The organism is Pseudogemmobacter lacusdianii (assembly GCF_030848395.1).
GTDB lineage: Bacteria > Pseudomonadota > Alphaproteobacteria > Rhodobacterales > Rhodobacteraceae > Pseudogemmobacter > Pseudogemmobacter lacusdianii.
In genome coordinates this window covers 110,750-126,905 of sequence record NZ_JAVDBT010000012.1, presented here as the reverse complement: position 1 = coordinate 126,905, position 16,156 = coordinate 110,750, and the positions used below count along the sequence as shown (strand labels likewise).

The following is a 16,156-nucleotide window of genomic DNA, read 5'->3' as shown; positions in this document are numbered from 1 at the left end:
AACGTTTCCTCAGATCTTAGCCGAAGCGGTAGCTCGAGGCGGTGACGCCGCCAAAAAGATCGGTGTCGTGATAGACCCGCGTCGCCACCTCACCTTCGGCTGCGCCCAAAGCGGCATAGACCGGGATGAAATGGTCTTCCTCGGCATGGGCCTCGCGGGCATGCGGGGCTTTTTCCCAGTCCAAAAGCTGCGCCGTGCGCTCGGCCGGGGGCAGGGCCAAAGTCTCGCCCAGCCATTTGTCAAAGGCCTCCGAGGGGACTTTCGCGCCAGGGCCAAAGTTGCGCAGGTTGTGATAGCTGAGGCCAGAGCCAAGGATCAGCACGCCCTCATCGCGCAAGGGCGCCAAAGCGCGGCCCAATGCCAAGTGCTCTTCGGGAGAATATCCTTTGCGCAAGGATACTTGGAACAATGGCACCGAGGCATCGGGATACATCACATAGGCCGGCACAAAGGTGCCGTGGTCATAGCCCTGCACCGGATCCAACCGCACCGGCAGACCTGCGGCGGCAATCAAATCCGCCGTGCGCTGCGCCAGTTCAGGCGCGCCGGGGGATTTATACTGGATCTCAAAGGTGTGCGGCGGGAAGCCGTGATAGTCATAAACCATCGGCGGCTGGGCCGAGGACATGACGGCGAAGCTGTCATCCTCCCAGTGACCCGAGATCATCAAGATAGCCTTCGGCGTCTCGGGCAATTCTTTGACCATCGCATTGAAGCTGGCTTCAAGGTTCACAAAGCGGGCGCGCCAATCGGGCATCCAAGGCCAAGGGCCGCCGCCGTGGCTGATAAAATAGGTGGGCATCCGTGCCATGAGGTTCTCCTTTGTCTTCTTAAAGGCAAGATGGCGGTCCACCGCTCATTGTGCAATTGGGCGCAGCCGGTGATTTATTGTGCGTGGCCGCACATCTCGGCCTGCGGATGGTCGGCGCGGCCTGCGCCAGCAGCGGACACTTCTTGCAAGCCGCTAGCCGCTTCATCATAGTCGTGCCAAACCTGAGGGGAGCCTGACCCATGAAACTGACCACCGCCTTTGGCGCTGCCGCGCTGACGCTTTTCGCCACGACCAGCCTTGCGCAAGATCTGCCGGATCTGGGCGGCAAGGAAATCGTGGTTGTCACCGAAAACGCCTATCCGCCGCTGCAGTTCCTTGACAAATCCGGCGCTGCGGTGGGCTGGGAATATGATGCGATGGCCGAGGTCGCTAAGCGTCTGAACGCCGTGGTGAAATACGAAAACACCAGCTGGGATGCGATGATCCCCGCAATCTCCGAGGCGCAATATGACATCGGCATGACCGGAATCACCATCAAGGAAGAGCGGATGGAGATGGTCGATTTTTCCGACGCCTATATGCGCTCGGAAATGCTGATGATGGTGCGCGCCGATGAGACGCGTTTCACCGATGCCGCCAGCTTCGCCGCCGATCCGAACCTTTTGGTTTCGGCCCAGCCCGGAACCTCGCCCTTCTATGCCGCCGTTTACGATATTCTCGACGGCAATGAGGAAAACCCCCGCATCATCAAGTTTGAAACCTTTGGCGCTGGGCTTGAGGCGCTGAAGAGTGGCGATGTCGATCTGACTTTGTCGGATTCGACCGGGGCCAATGGCTATGTTGGTGCCTCGAACGGCACGCTGAAAATCATCGGTGAGCCGCTGGCATCGGAAGATTTCGGCTTCATCTTCCCCAAAGGCTCGGATCTGGTGGAGCCGGTCAATGCCGCGATTGCCGCGATGCAGGCTGATGGCACGCTGGATGCGCTGAACCAAAAGTGGTTCGTTGACTATAAGATGGGCGAATGAACCTTTGGCCTAATGGGCTCGGGGCGCTTGCCCCGCGCGCCGACCGATGACGCCCAGTTCTAAGCCTGAAAACGATTTTCCCTGGTGGCTGGTGATCCTTGCGGTCACCGGCCTTTGGCTTTTCTACGAGGTGCTGTCGGATGACACCTATCGCAGCGCTTTAAGAACGCTCACCAAGGGGATCTGGATCACCCTTGGTGTGGCGGTCTTCGCCTATATCGGGGCCTGCCTGATCGGACTTGGTCTTGCGGTGATGGGGCTGTCTAAGCGCCTTTGGCTGCGCCAACTGGCCCGGCTTTACATCGAGGTGATGCGCGGTGTGCCGATCATCGTGCTCTTGCTCTATGTCGCCTTCGTGCTGGTGCCGGGGCTGGTGCAGGGGGTGAATTGGCTCTTTGGTGAGGGAACTTTGCGCACCCGCGATGTGCCGCTTTTGTGGCGCGCAGTGCTGGCTTTGATGCTGGCCTATTCCGCCTTTCTGGCCGAGATCTTTCGCGCGGGGCTCCAGGCCGTCGACAAGGGCCAGATCGAGGCGGCTATGGCCTTGGGGCTTACCCCGCGCCAACGCTTCCGGCTGATCCTCTTCCCGCAAGCCTTCCGCATGGTTCTGCCGCCCTTGGGCAATGATTTCGTCGCGATGGTGAAGGATTCCTCACTGGTCGCCGTGCTGGGCATCGGCGATGTGGCGCAGTTGGCCAAGGTGACGGCAGCAGGCAATTTTCGCTATTTTGAGACCTATAATGTCGCCGCGCTGATCTATCTGGTGATGACGATTGGTCTGTCTTTGCTGCTGCGGCGGTTTGAGACCCGGATGCGGATGCGCGGGCGCGAGCGGGTTTAGGGGGCGCTGCCCCCGCCGGGCCTTGCGGCCCGCCTCCCCCGGGATATTTTAAGACAAGAAATGATCAGGAAGGAGCGTTCGATGAACGTGCTTTTGCAGAAATGGGACGGCGGTTTTGGCCTGCCGCCCTTCGCGCACATCAAGGATGAAGACTTCCTGCCGGCTTTTGAGACGGGTTTGGCCGAGGGCCGCGCAGCGATTGCCGAGATCGCCAATGGTCCGGGCACCAGCTTTGCCGAGGTGATCGAGGCTTTGGAGCAGGCTGGCGAGACGCTCGACCGGGTGGCCGGGGTGTTCTACAATCTCGCCGGCGCGGATTCCACCGATGCGCGTGAGGCTTTGCAGCGCGATCTGGCGCCGAAGCTGAGCGCTTATTCGAGCGAGATCACCAATAACAAATTGCTTTATGCCAAGATCGAAACCCTTTGGCAGCGCCGCGAAACGCTGGGTCTCAGCCCCGAGCAACTGCGCGTGTTGGAGCTTTACCGCCGCATGTTTGTCCGCTCCGGCGCGGCTTTGGAGGGGGAAGGGGCCGCGCGGCTGACGGAGGTCAAAGCCCGGCTCGCCGTCCTTGGTACCCAGTTCAGCCAGAACCTTCTGGCGGATGAGCGCAGCTGGTTCATGGAGCTTTCCGAAGACGACCTCGAAGGTCTGCCCGGCTTCGTGATCGAGGCCGCCCGCGCCGCCGGGGCCGAGCGCGGCCTTGGCCCGGTGGTCACGCTCAACCGCAGCCTCATCGTGCCCTTCTTGCAATTCTCGCCCCGCCGCGCCTTGCGTCAGCGCGCCTATGAGGCTTGGGTCGCGCGCGGTGCCAATGGCGGCGCCACCGACAACCGCGGCATCGCGGCTGAGACCTTGGCCTTGCGTGCCGAGCGGGCGGCGCTTTTGGGCTACGAAGATTTCGCCAGCTTCAAGCTTGAGCCTGAGATGGCCAAAACCCCGCAAGCGGTGCGCGATCTTTTGATGCGCGTCTGGACCCCGGCCCGCAAAAAGGCGCTGGAAGATGCCGCTGTCTTGGAGGCGATGCTGCACAAAGACGGCATCTCGGGCCCCTTAGAGGCTTGGGATTGGCGCTATTACAGCGAGCAGCGCCGCAAGGCCGAGCATGACCTCGATGAGGCGGTGCTGAAGCCCTATCTCTCGCTCAACGCCATGCTGGGCGCGATGTTCGACTGCGCCACGAAGCTCTTCGGCCTGCAGTTCCGCGAGATCGATGGCCCCTTCTACCACCCCGACGTCCGCGGCTGGGAGGTGACCCGCAACGGCAGCCATATCGCTGTTTTCCTTGGCGATTATTTCGCGCGTGGCTCGAAACGTTCGGGCGCTTGGTGCTCGGCCATGCGCAGCCAGCGCAAGCTGGGCGGCGCGCAGCGGCCGATCGTGGTCAATGTCTGCAACTTCGCCAAGGGCGATCCCTGCCTTCTCAGCTACGACGACGCCCGCACGCTCTTCCACGAATTCGGCCATGCGTTGCACCAGATGCTTTCGGATGTGACCTATGAGTTCATCTCTGGCACCTCGGTCGCCCGCGATTTCGTCGAACTGCCGAGCCAGCTTTACGAACACTGGCTTGAGGTGCCCGCCGTGCTCGAAGCCCATGCCCGCCATGTCGAGACGGGTGCGCCAATGCCTGCCGATCTTCTGAAGCGGCTTTTGGACGCCGGCACCTATGATCAGGGTTTTGCCACGGTCGAATTCCTCTCCTCGGCTCTGGTCGATCTGGAATTCCACTCCGGCCCGCCGCCCGCCGATCCGATGCAAAAGCAAGCGGAGGTCTTGGAAAGCCTTGGCATGCCGCGCGCGATCCGCATGCGCCACGCCACGCCGCAATTCGCGCATGTCTTCTCGGGCGACGGCTATTCTTCGGGCTATTACAGCTACATGTGGTCCGAGGTGATGGACGCCGATGCCTTCGCGGCCTTTGAAGAAACCGGCGATCCCTTCGATCCCGAAACCGCCGCTAGGTTGGAGAAATTCATCCTCTCCGCCGGTGGCAGCCAAGATGCCGAGGCGCTTTACACCCAATTCCGCGGCAAAATGCCGGGGGTGGAGGCTTTGTTGAAAGGCCGCGGCCTTCTCGACGCCTGAGCAAAAGCGGGGCCTTTCCCGCTTTCAGAACAAAAATATCCCCGCCGGAGGCTCCTCCGGCGGGGCATGGCATTCCGGCCAAGGCCTTAGCGCCGCAACGCCCCCGGAGGCATGCCATAAGCGCGGCGAAAAGCGCGGCTCAAAGTGGCGGGGCTTGAAAAACCTGTCCGCAAGGCGATTTCCGCTAATGGATGCTGGGTCTCAGACAGCAACTTCCGCGCCGCTTGCAGCCGCAAGGCCAGCCCATGCGCGCCGGGCGTGGTGCCAAAGGCTTGGCGGAACAAAGCTTCCAACCGACGTGGCGACAGCCCAACCGCCGCCGCGGTCTCGGCGGTGCTTTCGGGCGCATCAAGCCGCGCCTCCATCCGGGCGGCGGCACGGGCCACGCGCGGGTCCATCGCGGGGTCGGTGCCGGGGCGCGCCAATTGCGGCTCTCCCCCGGGGCGCACGGAGGTGAGGAAGGACAGAGCCACCTGCCGTGCCAGCGCCGCCCCATGCCGGGCGCGAATAAGATGCAGCATGAAATCCTGCGCGGGCGCCGCTCCGCCAATCGTTACCCGGTTGCGATCAATGACATAGCGGTCGGGGGCCACGTCAATCTCGGGGTGGCGGGCGGCCAGATCCTCTTGATCCTCCCAATGCACCGTGGCGCGGTAGCCGTTCAAAAGCCCCGCCCGCGCCAGCACCCAAGGCCCGGCATCGACCCCTCCAACCAGCGCAAAACGCGGCGCAATCCGGCGCAATTCGCGGATCAAAGGCCGTGTCGCCACCTCATCCAAGCGGTAGCCCGCGATCACGATCAGCGCATCCGCCCCCACCGCCGCCGCCAGTGGCCCTGAGGAGGGCAGCGAGAGCCCGCAAGTCAAAGCCGAAGGCGCGCCATCGGGCGTCACCACTCGCCAGCGAAACGCCTCATGCCCCAATTGGCGGTTGGCATTGCGCAAGGGATCCAGCGCCGAAGCCACCTCAAGGATCGAGGATTGCGGCAGCACGAAGAGCGCGATGGTGAGGGCTGCGCGCGAGGGTGCAAAGATTGCATTTTCCGTCATGCAAAATGCGTAATCTGCAACGCATGGCTTTCCAAGCCCTTTATGCTGACCACAACTCTAGGGAGGAACCTATGCCGCTGACCATGAACCGCGAAGTCTTCATCACCGCCGCCATCACTGGCTCGGGCGGCACGCAGGACCGCAGCCCGCATGTGCCGCGCAGTCCCAAGCAAATCGCCGAAAGCGCCATTGCCGCCGCCAAAGCCGGCGCTGCCGTGGTGCATTGCCATGTACGTGACCCCGAAACCGGTAAACCCTCGCGCAGGCTGGACTATTACCGCGAAGTGACCGAGCGGATCCGCGATTCGGACACCGATGTGGTCTTGAACCTGACCGCCGGTATGGGCGGGGATCTGATGTTCGATGGCACCGAGAATATGAGCCGTATGGCCGCGCATTCCGACATGGCTGGCGCAGAAGAGCGTGTGGCGCATGTCGTTGAATGCCGCCCCGAGATCTGCACGCTGGATTGCGGCACGATGAACTTCAACGAGGCCGATTATGTGATGGTCAATACTCCCGGCATGCTGCGGGATATGGCCAAGCGCATGGTCGCCTCGGGCACGCGGATCGAGATTGAGGCCTTTGACACCGGCCATCTGTGGCTGGCGAAATCCTTGGCAGATGAAGGCATTATCCCTGATCCGGTGCTGGTGCAGCTGTGCATGGGCGTGCCGTGGGGCGCGCCGGATGACCTCAACACTTTCATGGCGATGGTCAATAATGTGCCGAAAAACTGGCACTGGTCGGCCTTTGCTTTGGGGCGGCACCAGATGCCCTATGTGGCGGCTTCGGTGTTGGCAGGCGGCAACGTCCGCGTGGGGCTTGAGGACAACCTCTGGCTCGACAAGGGCGTGCTGGCGACCAATGCGCAACTGGTCGAACGCGCCACCACGATCATTGAGAACCTTGGCGCGCGGGTGATCACCCCGGCCGAGGTGCGCGCCAAGCTGCAACTCGAAAAGCGCGCGCCTTTGGCGAAGTGATCCGCCAAAAAGGGGGAGCCGCCGTTCCGGCGGCAGCCTCCGGCGGGGATATTTTTAGACAGAAAATGACAGGCGCCACGCAGATGGCCCGGGTCTGAACAGGGAAGGAAGGTGCCGGATGGCACGTAAGGCAGCGATTGTCGGCGGTGGGGTGATCGGTGGCGGCTGGACCGCGCGGTTCTTGCTGAATGGTTGGGATGTGGGCGTCTTCGACCCCGATCCGCAAGCCGAGCGCAAGATCAGCGAAGTGCTGGCCAATGCCCGCGCCGCTCTGCCGGCTTTGTCGGATGTGCCGATGCCGCCCGAGGGCAAGCTGACCTTCCACGGCACCATTGGCGAGGCGGTTGAGGGCGCGGAATATGTGCAGGAATCGGTCTCGGAGCGGATCGAGCTGAAGCACCGGGTCTATGCCCAATTGCAGCAGGCCAATCCGGGCGTGTTGATCGGCTCTTCGACCTCTGGTTTTAAGGCGACGGACCTCCAACAAGGCTCTCCGGCGCCCGAGAATATCATCGTCGCGCACCCGTTTAACCCGGTGTATTTGCTGCCTTTGTCCGAGATTTCAGGCTCGGAGAAGAACACCGAAGCCACGGTGCAAAAGACGGTTCAGATCATGAAGGACATCGGGATGTTCCCGCTGGTGATCCGTCATGAGATCGACGCGTTCATCGGCAACCGCTTCCTTGAAGCGGTCTGGCGTGAGGCGCTTTGGATGCTGAAAGACGGCATCGCCACCACCGAGGAAATCGACGAAGCGATCCGCATGGGCTTTGGTCTGCGCTGGGGCCAAATGGGGCTTTTCGAGACCTATCGCATCGCCGGCGGCGAGGCCGGGATGAAGCATTTCATGGCACAATTCGGCCCGGCGCTGAAATGGCCTTGGACCAAGCTCATGGATGTGCCCGAGTTCAATGATGAGTTGGTGGAGCTGGTTTCCAGCCAGTCCGACGCGCAATCGGGCATGTATTCGATCCGCGAATTGGAGCGGATCCGCGACCAAAACCTGGTGGGCTTCCTGCGGTCTTTGAAGGATCGCAACTGGGGCGCGGGTAAGGTTCTGCGCGAGCATGATGAGGCCCGCGCCGCCGCCTTCCACGCCGAGATGCAAAAGGGCATCGATACCGGCCCGAAAGCCGCGCCTTTGGTCATGGCACAGATGCAGGTGCTGCCCGGTTGGATCGATTACAACGGCCATATGACCGAAAGCCGCTACTATTTTGCCAATAGCGAGACGGTCGACAACTTCCTGCGGCTGATCGGTGCGGGGATGGATTACGTCGCCGCCGGTCAATCCTTCTACTCGGCCGAGACCCATATTCGCCATCTTGGCGAGGCCAAATTGGGCGACCGGATCCGGGGCGAGTTGCAGATCATCTCGGCGGATGAAAAGCGTTTCCGGTCATTCGTGCGCATCATGAAGGATGATGAATGCGTGGCGACGATCGAACAGGTCTGCCTGCATGTCGATATGAAGGCCGGCAAATCCTCGCGCGCCGCACCCGAGGTTTGGGCCAAGCTGCAAGCCATCGCCGAGGCGCATGCCAGCCTGCCGCTGCCGGAAGGCGCGGGCCGCGCCGTCGGTCAAAAGCGCTAAAAGTTACAATTCTCGGGGGGGCAGCCCCCGGGAACCGTCCTTCAATTGCAAGATTGGTGAAAACCATGGACTTCGGTCTGAACGAAGAACAGCAGATGGTCGTCGACACGACCCGGGCCTTTGTGGAAGCCGAGCTCTTCCCGCATGAGCTTGAGGTCGAACGCAGCGGCGTCTTGCGCGCGGATCTGCGCCAAGAGATCCAACAAAAGGCCATCGAGGCCGGGCTTTATGCCGCCAATATGCCGGTGGAAGTGGGGGGCGCTGGTCTCGATACGATGACCTGGCTTCTTTACGAAAAGGAACTTGGCAAGGCCAATTACGCGCTGCATTGGACCTGCGTTTGTAGACCTTCGAACATTTTGCTCGCTTGCGAGGGCGACCAGCGCGACCGCTATCTGATGCCTGCCGTCCGCGGCGAGCGGCATGATTGCCAAGCGATGACCGAGCCGGGCGCGGGCTCGGACCTGCGCGGAATGAAGGCTTTCGCCCGCGCAGATGGCGATGATTTTGTGCTGAACGGCACCAAACATTTCATCAGCCACGCCGATGTTGCGGATTTCGCCATCGTCTGGGTGGCAACGGGCGAGGAAGACACGCCGCGCGGCAAGAAAAAGCTGATCACGGCGTTTTTGGTCGATAAAGGCACGCCGGGTTTCACGGTGCGCGAGGGCTATCGCAACGTGAGCCACCGCGGCTATCCGAACTCGGTGCTTGAGTTCGATGAATGCCGTTTGCCGAAGAGCCAGATCTTGGGAGAGCTGCACAAAGGCTTTGAAGTTGCAGGGAAATGGCTTGGCGCGACGCGGTTGCAGGTGGCGTCGACCTGCCTTGGCCGCTCTGAGCGCGCCTTGGGATTGGCACTGCAATATGCCGCCGAGCGCAAGCAATTTGGCCAGTTGATCGGCAAGTTCCAAGGCATCAGCTTTAAGCTTGCCGATATGGCGATGGAGCTGAAAGCGGCAGAGCTTTTGACCCGCGAGGCGGCGTGGAAATACGATCAAGGCACGGTGACCGAGGCCGATATGTCGATGGCCAAGCTGAAGGCGACCGAGGTTTTGGCCCATATCGCCGATGAGGCGATCCAGATTCATGGCGGCATGGGGCTGATGGATGAGTTGCCCTTGGAGCGGATCTGGCGCGACGCGCGGGTCGAGCGGATCTGGGAAGGCACGTCTGAAATCCAGCGCCATATCATCAGCCGCGAAATGCTGCGTGCTTTGGGGGCGTAAGGCCCTTTTCGCAAGGGCGGGGGGCCAGCCCCCCGCACCCCCCGGGATATTTTTAGACAGATGAAAGGATTTGTTAATCTTGTTGAGCAAATCTGACTCCGCGGTACAGGCGGGGACGCCGATGACCGTGACAGGTGAAACCCAGCCTCGCCCCGTCGGGGCTGGGCGCCCTCGCAGCCCTTTCATCTGTCCGGAAATATCCCGGGGTCCGGGGCAGAGCCCCGGCGCCGCAGGCAAAGCAGGGGGCCGCGCATGAGCCGCCTTGATCGTCTGCTGCGGCCGCGCCATATCGCGGTCCTCGGTGCCGGTTGGGCGCTGAATGTTATTGAGCAATGCGCCAAGATGGGCTTTGCCGGGCCGGTCTGGCCGGTGCACCCGACCCGTGAAGAAATTGGCGGGCTGAAGGCTTATAAGAGCCTTTCGGACCTGCCCGAGCCGCCCGATGCCACTTTCATCGGGGTCAACCGCCATGCCACCGTTGAGGTGGTGGACGAGTTGCGCCGCATTGGGGCAGGGGGGGCGATCTGCTTCGCCTCGGGCTGGACCGAGGCGGGCGCGCCCGAGTTGCAAGAAAAGCTGATCGCCACGGCGGGCGAGATGCCGATCCTTGGCCCCAATTGCTACGGCGTGATCAATTACCTTGATGGCGCGCTGCTCTGGCCCGACCAGCATGGCGGCGTCAGGGTGGAAAAGGGCGTGGCTCTGGTCAGCCAATCCTCCAACATCGTGATCAATATGGGCATGCAGGCGCGTGGCCTGCCGGTGGCTTATGTCGCCTGCCTCGGCAATGCCGCCGTTGTCGGGCTGGCCGAGCTGACCGGCGCGCTCTTGGATGATCCGCGCGTCACCGCCGTGGGCCTTTATATCGAGGGCATCGACGACGCCCCCGCCTTTGCCGCCTTGGCCGAGAAGGCCCGCGCCATGGGCAAAGGCGTGGTCGCGATCAAGTCCGGCAAGACCGAACTGTCGCGCACCGCCGCCGCTTCACACACCGCCTCATTGGCCGGGGGCGGGGCCGCGTCTTCTGCCTTCCTGCGCCAGATCGGCGTGGCCGAGGTCAACTCGCCTTCCGAGTTGATCGAGACGCTGAAGATCTTCCATCTGCACGGGCCGCAAATCGGCACCCGCATCTGCTCGCTCTCCTGTTCGGGCGGCGAGGCGGGGCTGGTGGCGGATCTCGCCGCCCCCTTCGGTATCGATTTCCCCCCGGTGCCGCAAGCCACGCATGACCGGCTCTTCAACGTGCTGGGTGAGATCCCAACGATCTCTAACCCATTGGATTACCACACTTTCATCTGGGGCGACGGGCCGAAAACCACCGAGGTTTTCTCGGCCATGCTCGAGCCCTATGACGCCGGTATCTATATCATCGACACGCCGCGCATTGACCGCTGCGATCCGTCTTCCTACCAGCCCGCACTCGACGCCATCGTCGCGGCGCAAAAGGCCACCGGCAAAATCGCCTTCCCCGTCGCTTCGATGGTGGAGAATTTCGGCGAGGCTCGCGTGACCGAAATGCGCGAGGCCGGGGTCTGCACGCTTCTCGGCCTCGAAACTGCGCTCGCCGCGATCAAAGCCGCGCAAACCGCCCCGGGCACCCAAGGCTGGCGGCCTGCCAAAGCCTTGCCACCGCGCGACAGCACCCTGCTTTCCGAGGCAGAAGGCAAGGCGCTTTTGGCCAAGGCTGGCGTGGCAGTGCCGCGTGCGATCACCGCTAAGGCATTGAAAGATCTCGACACCTCCGGCCTTACCGCTCCCTTCGCCCTCAAGGGCCTTGGCTTTGCCCATAAGACCGAAGCGGGCGCCGTTCGCCTCAATCTCTCTACCCTTGAAGGGCAAGAAGAGATGCCAGGCGCCACCGGCTATCTGGTCGAAGAAATGGTCACCGGCACCGTGGCCGAGATCCTTATCGGCCTGCGCCGCGACCCGATCTATGGCGTGACCCTGACCCTCGGCATGGGCGGCGTCACGGCCGAAGTTCTGGCCGACACCGTCACCCTCGTCCTCCCCGCCACCGAGGCGCAAATCCTTAACGGGGCGAAAACGCTCCGCCTTTGGCCGCTTCTCGACGGCTATCGCGGCCGCGCCAAGGCCGATATGGCCGAGGTTGCCCGCATCGCCACCCGTCTCGGCGCCGCAATGCTCGCCGATGACACGCTTGAAGAGATTGAAATCAACCCGATCCTCGTCAAAGCGCAAGGCGCCGTGGCGGTGGATGCGCTGATCCGAAAGGTCTGAGATATGGCAATGGAAATGCGGACCGAAGGTCCGATCAAAACCCGGCGCGATGGCGCCATCCTCGAGGTCACGCTCGACTCCGGCAAGGCCAATGCGATCAGCCTGAAAACCAGCCGCGTCATGGGCCTCGTCTTCCGCGACTTCCGCGATGACGACAGCCTGCGCATCTGCATCGTCCGCGCCTCGGGCGAGAAATTCTTCTGCCCCGGCTGGGACTTAAAGGCTGCGGCCGAGGGCGATGCCGTGGACGGCGATTACGGCGTGGGCGGCTTCGGCGGCCTGCAGGAACTCCCGAACCTCAACAAACCGGTGATCATGGCGGTGCAGGGCATCTGCTGCGGCGGCGGGCTGGAGCTGGCGCTTTCGGGCGACATCATCCTTTGCTCCACCAATGCCACCTTCGCTTTGCCGGAGATCCGCTCCGGCACCGTCGCCGATGCGGCCTCGATCAAACTCCCGAAACGCATCCCCTATCACGTCGCCATGGACCTCCTCCTGACGGGCCGCTGGTTCGACGCCGAAGAAGCCCACCGCTGGGGGCTCATCAAGGAAATCTGCCAGCCGGATCAACTGCTTGATAAGGCGTGGGAGCTTGCCCGCCTGCTCGAATCCGGCCCGCCCTTGGTCTATGCCGCGATCAAAGAAGTGGTGCGTGAGGCCGAAGCCATGCGCTTCCAAGATGCGCTCAACCGCATCACCAAGCGGCTGATGCCGACCGTCGACAAGCTCTATTCCTCCGAAGACCAACTCGAAGGCGCGCGGGCTTTTGCCGAAAAACGCGACCCGGTCTGGAAGGGCAAGTAACCCCGCCACGGCAAAGCAAGGCCCCGGATCGCCGCATCCGGGGCCTTTTCACATCTGCTGCAAAGATGTTCCATTCGCGACCCATCCGCGTCGCGAAAATCCAAACCGTTGCCAAAACCCCGCTCTAGCCTTTCCCCATTCGCCTTGACCCAAATACTCCACGGGGGTCCGGGGGTGTGAAACCCCCGGCCGCCGCCAGCCAGAGCGCCCACCCATGGAAGAGACAGATTACATCATCATCGGCGCAGGCTCGGCCGGTTGCACGCTGGCCAACCGCCTGACCGAAGACAGCCGCCACCACGTCACCTTACTCGAAGCCGGCGGCAGCGACCGGCGCTTTTTCGTCCAAATGCCATTGGGTTACGGCAAACTTTTCTACGACCCAGGCGTCAATTGGCTCTACAGCGCCGAGCCTGACCCCGGCCTCAACCACCAGCGCGACCATATCCCGCGCGGCCGGATTTTGGGCGGCTCCTCCTCGATCAACGCCATGGTCTGGATGCGCGGCCACCAAGCCGATTACGAAGAATGGGGCCGAGACAATCCCGGCTGGGGCTGGGACGAGGTGCTCAAAGCCTACCGCGAGATCGAGGATAATGAGGCCGGCGGCGACGCTTGGCGCGGCAAGGGCGGCCCTCTCTTCATCAGCAAAAACCGCAAAGGCCTGCATTGGCTGGTCGAGGATTACATCAAGGCCTGCGCCGAGGCGGGCCTGCCCTATAACCCTGATTTCAATGGTGAAAGCCAAGAAGGGGCGGGCACCTACCAACTCACCGTCAAAGGAGGTCGCCGCAATTCCGCCGCCCGCGCCTTCCTGCGCCCGGCGATGCGGCGCAAGAACTTGCGGGTCGAGACCGGCGCGCAAGTCACCCGCGTGTTGATCGAAGAAGGCCGCGCGACGGGCGTCGAATATCTGCAAAACGGCCAGCGCAAAACCCTTCGCGCCCGCGCCGAGGTCATCCTTTGCGGCGGCGCCATCAACTCACCGCAGCTTTTGCAGCTTTCCGGCATCGGCGATGGCGCACTTTTGCAAGAGATGGGCCTCCAAACCCTCGTCGATAACCCCAATGTCGGCGCCCATCTCAGCGACCATCACGGCATCAACTACACATGGCAGATGAAAGTGCCGACTTATAACAACATCCTGCGGCCTTGGTTCGGTAAGGCTTTGATGGGGATGTGGTATCTCGCCCTCGGCGGCGGGCCCTTGGCCAAATCGATCAACCATGGCGGCGGTTTTTTCCGCACAAGACCCGCGCTTGAGCGCCCCAATATGCAGCTCTATATGCAGGCCTTCTCAACGCTTATCCCGAAAGCGGGTGAGCGCCCGCTGTTAACCCCCGACCCATTCCCCGGTCTGTCACTTGGCCTTTCCAACTGCCGCCCCACCTCACGCGGCCATATCCGCATCGCCTCGCCCGATCCGCTGGCGCATCCAAAGATCACCCCCAACGCCTTCTCGACGCCCGAGGATGTCGAAGAGATGCTGCTCGCGGTGAAATTCCTGCGCAAAATCGCCGCTCAGCCCAGCTTTGCCCGCTGGGTGGAAGAGGAGCTCCGCCCCGGCCCCGATGTTCAGTCGGACGAGGCGCTGATCGACGATTTCCGGTGGCGCTCCGGGACCGTCTATCACCCGTCCTGCACCGCCCGCATGGGGGCAAGCGCCGAGACTTCGGTGATTGACGCTAAATTGCGGGTGCATGGCGTGCAGGGCCTCCGCGTCGCCGATGCCTCCAGCTTCCCCAATCTCATTGCAGGCAATACCAATGCCCCGGCGATCATGCTCGGCTGGAAAGCGGGCGAGATCATTCTGACGGAGTCCAAGTAGCCAGCTTGGCGGGCATCGAGCCCGCCTGCGCTGGCTTGCCTCCGGCGGGAGTATTTAAGTCAAGATGAAATACCCGCGTTAGAGCTTCATCTTGACTTAAATACTCTCAGGGGGCTCGGGGGCAGAATGCCCCCGACATGTTCGAGGGCGGCGGGTCTTACTCGCCGCGGGGGAAGCGTTTGTTCTCTTCCAAAACGTTCAGATCCATATGGTTGCGCATATAGCGCTCGGAGGCCGCGCGCAGGGGTTGGTGGTCCCAAGGATAGTAATTGCCGTTGCGCAAAGCCTCATAGACCACCCAGCGCCGGGCTTGGCTTTGCCGCACCTCGGCGTCATAGGCCGCAAGATCCCAGCGTGCTGCGGCAAGGGCGCGGAAATGCGCCATAACCTTCACCGCGCGCGGATCTTCGGCCAAATTCTCCCGCTCTTCGGGGTCATGGGCGAGGTCGAAAAGCTGCTCAGGATCGGCCATGCATTTGGTATATTTCCAAACCCCATGCCGCAACGCCACCATCGGCGTGATCGAGCCTTCGGCGGCATATTCCATCGCCACCGGGCTGTGGCGTGGCTGGCCTTTGGCCAAAGGCACCAAGGATTCGCCATCGGTCCAAGGCATGACCGCTTCCATCGACACCCCCGCCAGATCGCAAAGCGTGGGCAGAAGGTCGATGGTCGAGACCGGGGTGTCGATCCTTTGCGGATCAAGCCCTGGGGCGGCGATCATCAAAGGCACGCGGGCCGAGCCTTCAAAGAAGTTCATCTTGAACCAAAGCCCGCGCCGGCCCAGCATCTCGCCGTGGTCTGAGACGAAGACCACGATCGCCTCTTGCCGGCTCGCCTCAAGTGCCGCCAAGATTTCTCCAATTTTATCATCGACATAAGAGATATTGGCGAAATAGCCCTGCCTTGCGCGGCGGATGTGCTCTTCGGTCACCTCCAGCCCGCGCCAATCGCAAGCGTCCAAAAGCCGCTGCGCATGTGGGTCTTGATCCTCATAAGCCACCGGCTCGGGCGGCTCACATTCCGGCGCGCCTTCGTAGAGATCCCAATATTTGCGCCGCGCCACGAACGGGTCATGCGGATGGGTGAAGCTGGCGGTCAGGCACCAAGGCCGCGCATCCGCCCCACGCGACAGATCATAGATCTTCTGCACCGCTTGATGCGCGACATCATCGTCATATTCCAATTGGTTGGTGATCTCGGCCACGCCTGCGCCGGTCACCGAGCCCAAGTTGTGATACCACCAATCAATCCGCTCACCGGGCTTGCGATAATCCGGGGTCCAGCCGAAATCCGCGGGGTAGATATCCGTCGTCAGCCGCTCTTCAAAACCATGCAGCTGGTCGGGGCCCACGAAATGCATTTTGCCCGCAAGGCAGGTCTGATAGCCCGCGCGGCGCAGGTGATGCGCAAAGGTCGGGATGTCCGAGGTGAACTCGGCCGCATTGTCATAGACCCGCGTCCGGCGCGGCAGCTGGCCCGACATAAAGCTTGCCCGCCCCGGCGCGCACAGCGGCGAGGCGGTGTAGCTTTGCGCAAAGCGCACCGAGCGCGCGGCCAGTTTGCGCAAGTTCGGCACCTGCAAGAACGCCTCTGGCCCGTCGGGGAACAAAGTCCCTGTCAGCTGGTCCACCATCAAAATCAAGATGTTCGGGCGAGTCATATAGGTCTCCGACAGGGCAATGGCAGGGCGAATCCC

General features: G+C 62.3%; 12 protein-coding genes. 9 read left to right on the top strand and 3 right to left on the bottom strand.

Annotated features, from left to right (window positions below):
* Window positions 1–16: 16 nt before the first annotated feature.
* Window positions 17–811 carry a DODA-type extradiol aromatic ring-opening family dioxygenase gene (locus Q9295_RS13295; RefSeq protein WP_306681049.1) on the bottom strand — a complete coding sequence of 265 codons (795 nt, stop codon included), beginning with the start codon at window positions 809–811 and terminating at the stop codon, window positions 17–19.
* Between the two features lie 200 nt (window positions 812–1,011).
* Between Q9295_RS13295 and Q9295_RS13290 the strand changes: the two genes are divergently transcribed.
* The 3 genes from Q9295_RS13290 (at window position 1,012) to Q9295_RS13280 (ending at window position 4,729) form a co-directional block, all read left to right on the top strand.
* Window positions 1,012–1,800 carry a transporter substrate-binding domain-containing protein gene (locus Q9295_RS13290; protein WP_306681048.1) on the top strand — a complete coding sequence of 263 codons (789 nt, stop codon included), beginning with the start codon at window positions 1,012–1,014 and terminating at the stop codon, window positions 1,798–1,800.
* Between the two features lie 46 nt (window positions 1,801–1,846).
* A complete protein-coding gene (locus Q9295_RS13285) occupies window positions 1,847–2,641 on the top strand; it encodes an amino acid ABC transporter permease (RefSeq protein ID WP_306681047.1) in 795 nt (264 codons plus the stop codon).
* Between the two features lie 81 nt (window positions 2,642–2,722).
* Window positions 2,723–4,729, top strand: coding sequence for a M3 family metallopeptidase (locus tag Q9295_RS13280; protein ID WP_306681046.1), 2,007 nt, complete (start codon window positions 2,723–2,725; stop codon window positions 4,727–4,729).
* An 86-nt stretch (window positions 4,730–4,815) separates the two neighbouring features.
* On the opposite strand, the gene Q9295_RS13275 is transcribed toward Q9295_RS13280, so the two are convergent.
* Complete coding sequence (locus Q9295_RS13275; RefSeq protein WP_306681045.1) at window positions 4,816–5,778, bottom strand: GlxA family transcriptional regulator; 963 nt, start codon at window positions 5,776–5,778, stop codon at window positions 4,816–4,818.
* 71 nt (window positions 5,779–5,849) lie between these two features.
* Here Q9295_RS13275 and bcoG point away from each other — a divergent pair, with 71 nt between their 5' ends.
* From bcoG to Q9295_RS13245, 6 genes are all read left to right on the top strand, one after another.
* Entirely contained in the window at window positions 5,850–6,764 is a 915-nt protein-coding gene (bcoG, locus tag Q9295_RS13270) for a 3-dehydrocarnitine:acetyl-CoA trimethylamine transferase BcoG (RefSeq protein WP_306681044.1), read from the top strand.
* Between the two features lie 118 nt (window positions 6,765–6,882).
* Window positions 6,883–8,358 carry a carnitine 3-dehydrogenase gene (locus Q9295_RS13265; RefSeq protein WP_306681043.1) on the top strand — a complete coding sequence of 492 codons (1,476 nt, stop codon included), beginning with the start codon at window positions 6,883–6,885 and terminating at the stop codon, window positions 8,356–8,358.
* 65 nt (window positions 8,359–8,423) lie between these two features.
* Window positions 8,424–9,587: an acyl-CoA dehydrogenase family protein gene (locus Q9295_RS13260; protein WP_306681042.1), complete on the top strand. Its 1,164-nt coding sequence runs from the start codon at window positions 8,424–8,426 to the stop codon at window positions 9,585–9,587.
* A gap of 252 nt (window positions 9,588–9,839) precedes the next feature.
* A complete protein-coding gene (locus Q9295_RS13255) occupies window positions 9,840–11,825 on the top strand; it encodes an acetate--CoA ligase family protein (RefSeq protein WP_306681041.1) in 1,986 nt (661 codons plus the stop codon).
* 3 nt (window positions 11,826–11,828) lie between these two features.
* Entirely contained in the window at window positions 11,829–12,629 is an 801-nt protein-coding gene (locus tag Q9295_RS13250; protein ID WP_306681040.1) for a carnitinyl-CoA dehydratase, read from the top strand.
* A 214-nt stretch (window positions 12,630–12,843) separates the two neighbouring features.
* Entirely contained in the window at window positions 12,844–14,457 is a 1,614-nt protein-coding gene (locus Q9295_RS13245; protein WP_306681039.1) for a GMC family oxidoreductase, read from the top strand.
* A gap of 157 nt (window positions 14,458–14,614) precedes the next feature.
* On the opposite strand, the gene betC is transcribed toward Q9295_RS13245, so the two are convergent.
* Window positions 14,615–16,120, bottom strand: coding sequence for a choline-sulfatase (betC, locus tag Q9295_RS13240; RefSeq protein WP_306681038.1), 1,506 nt, complete (start codon window positions 16,118–16,120; stop codon window positions 14,615–14,617).
* Window positions 16,121–16,156: the final 36 nt, after the last annotated feature.

What these genes read in the sequence shown, in the direction of transcription:
- Q9295_RS13295 (WP_306681049.1), bottom strand. Translation starts at nt 811, where the DNA reads ATGGCACGGATGCCCACCTATTTTATCAGCCACGGCGGCGGCCCTTGG.
- Q9295_RS13290 (WP_306681048.1), top strand. Translation starts at nt 1,012, where the DNA reads ATGAAACTGACCACCGCCTTTGGCGCTGCCGCGCTGACGCTTTTCGCC.
- Q9295_RS13285 (WP_306681047.1), top strand. Translation starts at nt 1,847, where the DNA reads ATGACGCCCAGTTCTAAGCCTGAAAACGATTTTCCCTGGTGGCTGGTG.
- Q9295_RS13280 (WP_306681046.1), top strand. Translation starts at nt 2,723, where the DNA reads ATGAACGTGCTTTTGCAGAAATGGGACGGCGGTTTTGGCCTGCCGCCC.
- Q9295_RS13275 (WP_306681045.1), bottom strand. Translation starts at nt 5,778, where the DNA reads ATGACGGAAAATGCAATCTTTGCACCCTCGCGCGCAGCCCTCACCATC.
- bcoG (WP_306681044.1), top strand. Translation starts at nt 5,850, where the DNA reads ATGCCGCTGACCATGAACCGCGAAGTCTTCATCACCGCCGCCATCACT.
- Q9295_RS13265 (WP_306681043.1), top strand. Translation starts at nt 6,883, where the DNA reads ATGGCACGTAAGGCAGCGATTGTCGGCGGTGGGGTGATCGGTGGCGGC.
- Q9295_RS13260 (WP_306681042.1), top strand. Translation starts at nt 8,424, where the DNA reads ATGGACTTCGGTCTGAACGAAGAACAGCAGATGGTCGTCGACACGACC.
- Q9295_RS13255 (WP_306681041.1), top strand. Translation starts at nt 9,840, where the DNA reads ATGAGCCGCCTTGATCGTCTGCTGCGGCCGCGCCATATCGCGGTCCTC.
- Q9295_RS13250 (WP_306681040.1), top strand. Translation starts at nt 11,829, where the DNA reads ATGGCAATGGAAATGCGGACCGAAGGTCCGATCAAAACCCGGCGCGAT.
- Q9295_RS13245 (WP_306681039.1), top strand. Translation starts at nt 12,844, where the DNA reads ATGGAAGAGACAGATTACATCATCATCGGCGCAGGCTCGGCCGGTTGC.
- betC (WP_306681038.1), bottom strand. Translation starts at nt 16,120, where the DNA reads ATGACTCGCCCGAACATCTTGATTTTGATGGTGGACCAGCTGACAGGG.